The organism is Lysinibacillus halotolerans (assembly GCF_003711845.1).
GTDB classification, from domain to species: Bacteria; Bacillota; Bacilli; order Bacillales_A; family Planococcaceae; genus Ureibacillus; species Ureibacillus halotolerans.
Genome location: NZ_RHLQ01000072.1, coordinates 1 through 10,927 on the forward strand (window position 1 = coordinate 1; position 10,927 = coordinate 10,927).

The 10,927-nt window shown below is 35.4% G+C and carries 7 protein-coding genes; 1 reads left to right on the forward strand and 6 read right to left on the reverse strand.

The window, feature by feature from the left end:
• Positions 1–139: 139 nt before the first annotated feature.
• Positions 140–1,138, reverse strand: coding sequence for a catabolite control protein A (gene ccpA, locus EC501_RS17330; protein ID WP_122973602.1), 999 nt, complete (start codon positions 1,136–1,138; stop codon positions 140–142).
• 167 nt (positions 1,139–1,305) lie between these two features.
• Positions 1,306–2,391 (reverse strand): bifunctional 3-deoxy-7-phosphoheptulonate synthase/chorismate mutase, encoded by a 1,086-nt coding sequence (locus EC501_RS17335; RefSeq protein WP_122973603.1) that lies wholly within the window; start codon positions 2,389–2,391, stop codon positions 1,306–1,308.
• A 174-nt stretch (positions 2,392–2,565) separates the two neighbouring features.
• Between EC501_RS17335 and pilM the strand changes: the two genes are divergently transcribed.
• Positions 2,566–4,722 carry a pilus assembly protein PilM gene (gene pilM, locus EC501_RS17340; protein WP_122973604.1) on the forward strand — a complete coding sequence of 719 codons (2,157 nt, stop codon included), beginning with the start codon at positions 2,566–2,568 and terminating at the stop codon, positions 4,720–4,722.
• A 63-nt stretch (positions 4,723–4,785) separates the two neighbouring features.
• On the opposite strand, the gene EC501_RS17345 is transcribed toward pilM, so the two are convergent.
• The 4 genes from EC501_RS17345 to EC501_RS17360 form a co-directional block, all read right to left on the reverse strand.
• Positions 4,786–5,244, reverse strand: coding sequence for a YtxH domain-containing protein (locus EC501_RS17345; protein WP_122973605.1), 459 nt, complete (start codon positions 5,242–5,244; stop codon positions 4,786–4,788).
• Positions 5,245–5,264: 20 nt separating this feature from the next.
• Complete coding sequence (locus EC501_RS17350; RefSeq protein WP_122973606.1) at positions 5,265–5,750, reverse strand: DUF948 domain-containing protein; 486 nt, start codon at positions 5,748–5,750, stop codon at positions 5,265–5,267.
• Between the two features lie 92 nt (positions 5,751–5,842).
• The gene (gene murC, locus EC501_RS17355) at positions 5,843–7,159 is read right to left on the reverse strand and encodes a UDP-N-acetylmuramate--L-alanine ligase (protein ID WP_122973607.1); all 1,317 of its coding nucleotides are present in this window, start codon (positions 7,157–7,159) and stop codon (positions 5,843–5,845) included.
• 229 nt (positions 7,160–7,388) lie between these two features.
• On the reverse strand, positions 7,389–10,565 hold the full coding sequence (locus EC501_RS17360; RefSeq protein ID WP_122973608.1) for a DNA translocase FtsK: 3,177 nt from the start codon (positions 10,563–10,565) through the stop codon (positions 7,389–7,391).
• Positions 10,566–10,927: the final 362 nt, after the last annotated feature.

Here is a 10,927-nt window from a genome sequence, read left to right on the forward strand (position 1 = left end):
CAATCATTACCGAGGTCAATGGAACTTAAAAAAGATGACGCCTGCACAATACAGTCACCATCTTCTTCAAGTTGCTTAAAAGCCTTTTTTAAAAATGTCCTTTACAAAGGGTACACTTTAACATGAGTTGTCCTTTTTATTATTTAACAGATTTTCGTTTTTCAATTCGGTGGGGAATAATTACGGATTGGTTATCAATCGTTTCTTTATTCATTATTTTCGTTAATAAACGCATAGCTACTGCCCCAATATCATATAAAGGAAATACTACACTCGTCAGCTGTGGACGTACCATACGGGCAAGTTTTGAATTTTCAAAACTAATCACTTCGATTTCGTCCGGAACTTTTCTTCCACTATCTTGAGCTCCATGAATAAGACCGATCGCTAATTCATCACTTCCTGCAAAAAAGGCAGTTGGTGGATTATCAAGGGCACTTAACGTTTCCCATGCTTCAATTCCACTGTCATACGTATCATCATCAGATACAATTAAATTTTCATCCAGTTCCAGATTCGCATCAATAATCGCCTTTTTATAGGCTTCTAATTTGAATTTTGAATTAATGGTATATTGTAGAGGTCCAGATACGAAAGCAATACGTTTATGGCCATTTTCAATTAACATCTGTACCGCTTCATAGGACGCTTGGAAATAATCAATATTAACAGAAGCAAATTGATTCGATTCATCTACCGAACCAGCAAGTACGATTGGTACTGGAGAATGTTCCATTGACTGATGTAATTTAGGGGTAACTGCATCACTCATCATGACAATGCCATCTACTTGTTTACCAAGCATTGTATCGAGAAGTGTTAGTTCTTTTTCTTCGTTTTGATCGGAATTAGCTAAAATAATATTATATCGATACATTGTTGCAATATCTTCGATTCCGCGGGCAGCTTCTGCATAAATATTATTTGATATATCTGGAATAATTACACCGACAGTGGTTGTTTTTTTACTTGCTAAACCACGGGCTACTGCATTCGGTCGATATTCTAGACGTTCGATTACTTCTAATACCTTTTTTCTTGTAGCTGGTTTTACATTTTGGTTTCCGTTAACTACACGTGAGACCGTCGCCATTGAAACATTCGCTTCACGTGCAACATCATAAATCGTTACAGTCAAAGGATACGCCTCCTTTTATTGAATTAATATGTTCATCATACGATAATTTCCATTTCTTTTTCAATATAAAGCACATAATCTTCATAAAGATTCAATATTTGAAGCTTTTCATCCAATAAAAAACCCAAAAAGTATCCTATACATACTTTTTGGGTTTTTTAAAGAAATTATGCTTTATATTCATATTGTTTCATAAATTTTTGTATTTCATTATAGAAAGCATCGAATTGTGAAATATCCATTTGTTGTTGTGAATCAGACAAAGCAACAGATGGATCCGGATGCACTTCTGCCATAACCCCATCTGCACCAATCGCAATAGCTGCTTTTGCACATGGTAATAGTAAATCACGGCGTCCTGTGGAGTGGGTCACATCTACAAATACCGGTAAATGCGTTTCTTGTTTTAAAATCGGCACCGCCGAAATATCTAACGTATTACGAGTTGCTTTTTCATAAGTACGTATACCGCGCTCACAAAGGATAATATTTTCATTTCCTTTTGACATAATGTATTCAGCAGCATGAATAAATTCGTCGATTGTAGCAGCTAAACCACGTTTTAATAAAACAGGTTTATTTGTAGCACCAACTGCTTTTAATAATTCAAAGTTTTGCATGTTACGAGCACCAATTTGAATTACATCGACGTAATCTAAAGCCTCTTCAATATGAGTAGGTGTGACAATTTCCGTTACAACTGCTAAGCCGTATTCTTTCGAAATTTGTTTTAAAATTTTCAATCCTTCTAATCCGAGACCTTGGAAATCATATGGAGAAGTACGAGGTTTGTATGCTCCACCTCGGATTAATTTCAATCCTTTTGATTGGATAGAAGCAGCAACTGCTGCCACTTGTTCATAGGATTCTACAGAACAAGGACCAAATACAAACGTTGGATCGCCTACTCCTACTTTTTCATTATTAATTTCAATTACAGTATCTTCCGATTTTTTCTTACGAGATACAAGTAATTCCTTTTTCTTGTCTGCCTCTAATTGTTTTAAAGCCGTTTTGAAAATTTGTTTAAAAATATAATCAACCGTCATTTGATTTAACGGTCCTTTATTATGTTCTTTTAATAAATCTAACATATGTCGTTCACGAAGAGGATCGTATCGGTTTACCCCTTGTTTTTCTTTAATTTTACCAATTTCATTAACAACCTCAGCTCGCTCATTAATAAGACGTAGTATTTCGAGGTTTAAAGCATCTATCTGACTGCGAAGGATTTCTAAGTTTTTTTCACTCATTTCCTTTTCTCCTCTCTCTGTACCGAACTCTTTCAGAACGTTGAAATGTATGATACATTTGTTAGTGATAGTCCTATTATAGTCAACAATATTCATATTGTCACGCAATTTCAATTTAGCGCTTCAACTCGCTAAAGTTTTCTCTATATTCCCTTTGAAAGGAAGCGATTTCATTTGAGTTCCAAACTATTCGCTTTAGACATAGGTACCCGTTCTGTCGTCGGTATTATACTAGAAGAACAGGATGACCATTTCCATGTCATGGACATACTTATAAAAGAACATAAAGAACGGGCTATGGTAGATGGCCAAATACATAACGTGTTATATGTTGCAGAGTTAATTAAAGAAATCAAAAATGAGCTTGAAGAAAAACATGGCCCACTAACAAGGGTGAGTGTTGCCGCAGCTGGTCGTGCATTAAAAACCGAACAAGCAAGCGTTACGATTGATATAAAGAATCGTCCTATCTTTACCGAAGAAGATATAAATAGACTTGAGCTTCAAGCTGTTCAACATGCTCAACAACAACTCCTTTCCTCTAAGGAAGAGGAATCCTTTAATCATTATTATTGTGTAGGCTACTCAGTCCTATACTATAAGTTAGACGGTGAAGAAATCGGTAGTTTACTAGATCAGCAAGGCCATGAAGCGACAATCGAAGTAATTGCTACCTTCCTACCCCGTGTAGTTGTTGAATCGTTACTAGCTGCCCTTAAACGAGCAGATTTAGAAATGGAAGCATTAACTTTAGAACCGATTGCCGCTATTAACGTTTTAATTCCTCAATCGATGCGACGTTTAAACGTTGCCTTAGTTGATATCGGTGCAGGTACTTCAGATATTGCCATTACGGACAAAGGAACAATTGTTGCTTATGGTATGGTCCCTACAGCTGGAGACGAAATAACGGAAAGCTTAAGTGACCACTATTTATTAGACTTCCCAGTGGCAGAGATGGCAAAACGACAATTAGCAACGGAAGAAAACATACTTATTAAGGACATATTAGGATTCGATCAATTTTATCCAAGGGATGAAGTAATCCAAGCAATTCAACCGTCTATTCAAAATTTAGCTAAAGCGATTGGCACTGAAATTTTACGTTTAAACAATCAAACACCTCCAAAGGCAATTATGTTAGTGGGGGGAGGTAGTTTAACTCCTAATTTAACAAATGAACTATGTCATGTTTTGAACCTTCCTGCAAATCGAGTTGCCGTTCGTGGTATCGACGCCATTCAAAATGTAACAAAAGATGAATCAATCCCATCAACCCCTGAGTTAGTAACTCCTATTGGTATTGCGATTGCTGCAAAAAGGGCACCGATTCAGTACATGACGGTAACAGTGAATGATCAAGTTGTTCGTTTGTTTGAAATGAAGGAAATGACGGTTTCTGATGCCTTTTTAGCTGCAAATATACGGGCAAAACAGCTCTACGGTAAACCAGGACAAGGTATTTCCATCACTGTAAATGACCACGACATTTTTTTACCTGGAGAACATGGCGAACCAGCAACGATTGTTGTAAATGGAGAACCGGCGTCAACAAAGTCAATCATTCAAAATGGGGATTGTATCACATTAGTAGAGGGTAGACATGGAGAGGACGCTAAAGTAACTGTACGTGACATTGTGGACGATGCCCTATTTAAAAGTATTACGGTACAAGGAACCCTTTATCATATTGAACCTAAAGTAAAAGTAAATGATCAATACTGTTCCCTTGATTTAGAACTACAGGATCGTGATCGAGTTTACATTGAAACGATCGAAACGGTCGAAGACGTATTTAAACATATAAAAGCCATTGATCTATTGCATAAATTACAACCTTTTTGTATTCATGTAGACGGACAACCGATGTTTTTACAGGATTTCACACCAACCTTATTCATTAATGATAAACCAAGTAAACTTCACTATCCTGTTAAAGATGGTGACCGTATTAAAGTGGATGAAAACTCCCTTCCAACTGTAGAAATGATGATGGGTAAATTAAATTTATCATTAGAAGAAAAGATCATTGTCACTTTCCAAAATGAAACGGTGGAATTAACAAAACAATGCCATGAAGTATTACTTAATGGAACAGCTTTATCTCCTTCTTCTACAATTCGTAACGGTTCTACTATAACGATTGTAGAGAAGGAATCTAATCGATGGAGATTCCAAGATGTGTTCCGTTTTTCAAACTGGCAACTTCCCAAGGATTTTCAAGGTTATTTTACAATTTTAAGAAATGGGGAAGCTTCTTCCTTTGATGAAGAAATTTTTGGCGGCGACCATTTAGAAATTATATTATCGGAACATCCAATCCCGAATTAAATAATACTGTTTACAACAAAAAACTGCCCATTTCCATTTGGAATGGGCAGTTTTTATTTTTTATTAAATAGATGAAGGTTTTGAAGCTTCCGCAATGTCTATTCCTTCATACGTATCATTTTCTAAAGGTTCTTCTCCTTCGTATGAAACCGTACCATCGTCAAATACAGTTGGTACTTTTGCTGTTTTTGATTTTACTTTATCAACTAGTTGACTAGATTGCTCTTTAATCTGATTTGATAATAAAACTGTTTTTTCTTTCGCCGTTGATGATAAAGTAACACCTTTATCCTTTAAAGTTGCCGCTTGGCTTGCTACATCACTTCTTAAATCTCTTCCTGTTTTCGGAGCAAGTAATAATCCTACAGCTGCTCCTACAATACCTCCTACAAAAGCTCCAATAACAAAATCTTTCATATTCACCGACTCCTCTTCATATATAGCATCTATACCAGTATAAAGTTGTGGTAAATTAGGTATTGCATTTTTCACTTCGTTATAGTTTGGTTTTTCCCCTAACATGTTGAACATCCCCCTCTTTGTTATTTTCTTCGTTTAAATTTAGAAGATTTTTTGACAATTTCATCTGTAGCTTCATCTACATCATGTTGATTGATTGCTTTTCGCTGTTTCCATTTATCAGCAATCTCCATTGCCACATTGCTCCATTGGACTACTTGGGCAATTTTTTCTTCATTTTTACTTACCTCTGAAGAAATAGAAGATGTAATTTGTTGAATAGAAGTATTTAATCCATTTACGGATACTCCAATATTTTTCACTGCATCAACGACTGAATTTAATTTCTCAGATTTCTCCGTAATATCTTCCGCTAACGTATTTGTTTTGGCTAATAGGGAGGTTGTCTCACGTGTGATTCCTTCCATTTGTCCTTCGATTCCAGCAATGGTACCTGCCATACTATTTAGCGTATTTTTTAATGAGAATAACGTCATACCTACACTAATACATAAAATTAAAAAACCAATTGCTGCAAGTAATGCTGCGATGTATAAAATGATCTCCATTTACAATAAAACCTCCTACGTCTACTTACATCTACTATTCGACAAAAAATGTGAAAATCCTTCATTTGAAAAAACAGCCTAAACATAGGCGTTTAAGCTGTTTCTTCATTGTCTTTCAACACTTCTTCAAAAGCCTCTTGATACTTATGAACATCACCTGCACCCATAAACAAGAAGACAGCATCGTTATGTTCTTTCAACATGTCAATTTTATCAGTTTGAAGAATTTTACTTCCTTCAATCAAAGTTGCTAAATCATCAATCGATAAAGCTCCTTGTTTTTCCCGAGCAGAACTGAAAATATCACATAAATAAACAGCATCTGCCTTTTCTAAACTATCGGCAAAGTCTTGTAAAAATGCTTCTGTACGGCTAAATGTATGTGGTTGAAAAACAGCAACAATTTGTCGATCTGGATATTTTTGACGCGCCGATTGAATCGTCGCATTAATTTCGGTTGGATGATGCGCATAATCATCTACAAGTACACTATTCCCCATTTTCGTCTCCGTAAAACGTCTTTTTACTCCACCATACGTATTTAAACGTTCTTGAATAAGATTCGCCGGAATTCCTTCATAATGACATAAAGAAATGACTGCCAACGAATTTAAAACGGTATGGTCTCCAAACATCGGAATGAAAAACTTATGGTAAAATTCGTTTCTCACGTAAACTTCAAAGGATGTACCTTCTGTTGTTTTTTCAATATTTCGTGCTGCAAAATCATTATGAGTACCAAATCCATAAAAGACAACAGGTACATTTGCTTGAATTTTTTGAAGATGTTCGTCATCTCCACAAGCAATAATCGCTTTATTTACTTGAAGTGCTAATTGTTGGAATGCCGCATTAACATCTTCTATATCTGAAAAATAATCCGGATGGTCAAAATCGATATTCGTCATGACAGCATAATCTGGATGATACGCTAAAAAGTGACGACGGTATTCACATGCCTCCATAACAAAATAAGAAGCATCTTCTTTCCCTGAACCTGTACCATCACCGATTAAAAAAGATGTTGGCATATAACCGCCAATCACATGACTCATTAATCCGGTAGTGGACGTTTTACCATGGGCACCTGTTATTGCAATAGAAGTATATTTTTTAATATAATCGCCTAAAAATTTATGGTAGCGAATCACTTCTACCCCTAATTCCTTCGCTCGAACAAGTTCTGGATGTTCATCAGGAAAGGCATTGCCAGCTATAACGGTCATGCCTTCGTGAATGTTATCTGGATCGAAAGGTAATATCGTGATGTTACGATCTCTTAATGGTTTTTCTGTGAAATAATAAGTTTCATAATCAGATCCCTGTACTTGTTCTCCTGAATCAAACAAAATTTGAGCTAATGAACTCATACCTGAACCTTTAATTCCTGTAAAATGATAAAATGTCATATTGAAAACCTCCCGGGATACACTTGATCCCAATGAATGAACGTTTGTTATTTAAGTTAGTTTGTGCCAAATTTTAAAAACATACCCCATTATAGCATTAAATTTAATAAAGGATAATTACTTGTTAGCTTATTTTTTCTACTTATTCACTCATTCATGTATATTTTTATTATATCGAAAAAAATGAGAGGGAATCCTCCCTCATTTTCACTATTTGTATATACAAAATCTAATCAAACATAGAAGCTAAATCAGACTCTGTAATATACACTTCTCTCGGTTTACTTCCTCTTTGTTCAGAAATAAATCCGTTATTTTCTAACATATCAATTAAGCGGGCTGCCCGATTATATCCAATATGATACTTTCTTTGAATGGATGACGTGGAGGCAGTACCTTGTTCATAAACAAAGCGACATACCTCTTCAAATAATTCATCTTGTTCTTCTATCATTTCGGATTTTTTTAATAATTCATCCTGTTGGAAGAAATACTCTGGTTCCCCTTGGGAGCGGACATGCTCAATAATTTCTTCAATTTCATCATCCGTTACAAAAGTACCTTGTAAACGGATTGGAGCACTCATCCCATTTCCTAAATACAACATATCTCCCCTTCCTAATAAACGTTCCGCACCTTGACTGTCTAAAATCGTACGGGAGTCAACCTGTGACGAAACGGCAAAGGCAATACGAGTTGGAATGTTGGATTTAATTAAGCCGGTAATGACATCTACTGATGGGCGCTGAGTTGCAACGATTAAATGAATTCCACAAGCCCTTGCTTTTTGAGCAATACGACAAATTGCTTCCTCTACATCTGCAGGAGACATCATCATTAAATCTGCCAGCTCATCGATAACGATTAAAATGTAAGGTAATTTATGACCATATTGCCCGTTCGATTCGGCTAGTTTATTAAATCTTGTTAAATCCCTTACTCCTGCATGGGCAAATAATTGATAGCGTCTTTCCATTTCTTCTACAGCCCATTTCAACGCCGCTGTTGCCGCTTTCACATCGGTAATAACAGGGCTTACTAAATGGGGAATGTGATTAAATGGAGCAAGCTCTACCATTTTAGGATCTATTAACATTAGCTTTAATTCATTCGGATCTGCTTTATATAATAAACTTACTAAAATCGAATTAATACAAACCGATTTACCAGATCCAGTAGCACCAGCTATTAAACCGTGGGGCATTTTACGCAAATCAATTGTTAACGGCTTCCCTGTTAAATCTAATCCTAATGCTGCTTCTAAAGGCGATTCGGAATTTAAAAAGGATTCACTAGTCGTTACTTCGGATAAACGTACTGCTCGAGAAATACGATTCGGTATTTCGATTCCAATTGAACTTTTCCCTGGGATTGGGGCCTGGATGCGAATATCTTTCGCTGCTAAAGCAAGTTTTAAATCATCTGCTAAGTTTCGAATTTTACTCACTTTTGTACCGTGACCGACTGTAATCTCAAATTGGGTAACAGCTGGACCTTGCATAATAGACTCTACTTGGGCTGTTACTTGGAAATAGGATAATGCTTCAACTAAAACATCCGCTTGAGATTCCAACCATTCCCGATCTTCTGTTTTTTCCTCCGGTGGTGATAAAAATTCCAATGAAGGTTTTACATAAAGTTTTGGAATGACTTTTCCCTGAGGTTCATTGGAAACAACTGTATTTATTGTTTCTTCTGTCTCCCCTTCTACATGGAACGGTTCCTTTCCTTGATCCATGTCAGTCGTTATCAAAGCTGTAGCATCCTCATGTGGCCTGTTATTAATAGGTTGTTGCTCTTTTAATTCTCCATTAGATGTATGCCTAGAAAATTCTTTAATATCATCATTATGTTCATTGAATTGTTTTTGTGCTAATTTCGCAGCATATTTTTCTTTATCTGATTTCAACATAAGGACATTAAAAGGTAATGTTTTTCTTTTAGGTTCAACCTTTTCTTGTTGTTCCACAGACTCATCTTGCTGTACATCTACTTCAAATTCTTCGTACTGTTCATGTTCTTCATATTCTTCATATGTTTCTAGTTCTGTATATTCTTTCTGTTCAAATGGTTCTTCTTGCTCTATTGATAGGAAGGAATTTGTATCAGATTCAGTCTCTTGGTCATCAAACTTGTCCATTAAAGCAATGTCTACAAGGCGTTGAACTTGAGCATTTTCCCCTTCGAAAGGATGTTCTTCCACAACTGCCTCTTCAAGTTCAACTTGCTTTTCGATTGGAATTTGGATAGGCATGAATATTGGGGTGTGTTCCATTACTTGTTGAAAATCCTGTTGACTGACTTGGCTTTCTTTTAAATCGAACTCTTCAACTTCTATTTCAGGCTCTCTTAAAGAAAAGCTTTCGTTCTCATCATGATTGTCAAAGGACATAATTTCCCCTTGTTGATGCTCAACTTCATACCCTTTAAGTACACGATCTATCTTAGTTTGGAATTCATTAGTCGGTTCATCCAATACTTCTTCAGCTAATATAGGAAACTCTTCTACTTTTTTATAAAGGGTTTCTTCCAATACGATTGGTTTTTCTACTCGTTCATCTTCTATTTGCAAAAAATGATTAGAAGGAACCTCCACCGACTCTTCCTCTTCATAAGAAGTAGCTTGTTTCTTACTTTCTGGAAGAGCAATCGTGTCAACAGTACTTGCCACTTCTTCTTTTATTTTTAAAACATCAGAATAAATTTGCTCTACTTTACTTTCCTGTTGTGCATCGGGTTTACTTTGTTGTACCTTTTCTTCAACTTTCTCTTCTTCCAAAGGTTCGACTCTACCTTGCTTTTTTGATAATAAATCGTTAATGTTACTCGGTCTTTTAAAGCCGTATATAGGAGAAGGGACTTGACTTGGAACAAATTTTCTTTGGGCAACAGGAACATCTACAGTTTCTGTTTGCTTTTTTGATGCATAAGTAGCTTTTTTCCTATCTTCTTTCAATGGTTCCTTCATTTTAGACTGTTCAACTCGACGTCCTTTATAGGAATCCTTTCTTAACTGATTGGAATTCCCTCTTGTCGAACTACCTTTATTTTGTCGTTTTTCTAACAGTTCTCGTATTCCCGAAACTTCTACATCAAACACTTCGGAAATGGCATTTGGTTGATAAAAATAATTCGATTTCCGATTAACTTGATCCACGTTGTGATGGGTAGTTTGTTGTTCATATTGGTTAAAATCGTGACTAGGGGGTCTCGTATTCCCCATTTCATGATCATCAATTAATGGGAATTTAAAACTCTTTCTATTATTTTGAACCGTTTCTTCTATCACATTATCATTTGTTTTTGATTTTACTCTTTCTTCTTCATAGTACTCATCTTCATAATATTCTTCATCTTCTATTTCATCATATATTAATTTATTTAACTGTTTTTTAAACCAATTCAATGTAGATCACTCTTTTCTATTAACATAGCATTTTTTATTATAAAGTAATTATATGTAAGTAGGCATCTTTATTTAACCTTTCTATCACATTTGATATAACTTTTTCGGTTATTTTTTCTATTCATTTTTATTTTTTAGGAGTTTAATAGATAAATAGTATAAATATGCCTTAGTTAGCAAAATCATATCATAATTACATTGCAATAAGATAACAATGAGAAAACATTTCGATGAAAACAAAAAAGAGGCTGGGACATAACTAGCTTCAAATAGTGGGAAAGGTGAATTTGAGGAAACTCAAATTCACCTTTCTCTATTTTTGTATGTAAATTCTTTTTTTCTTTAGTTAATGGCCATGAATT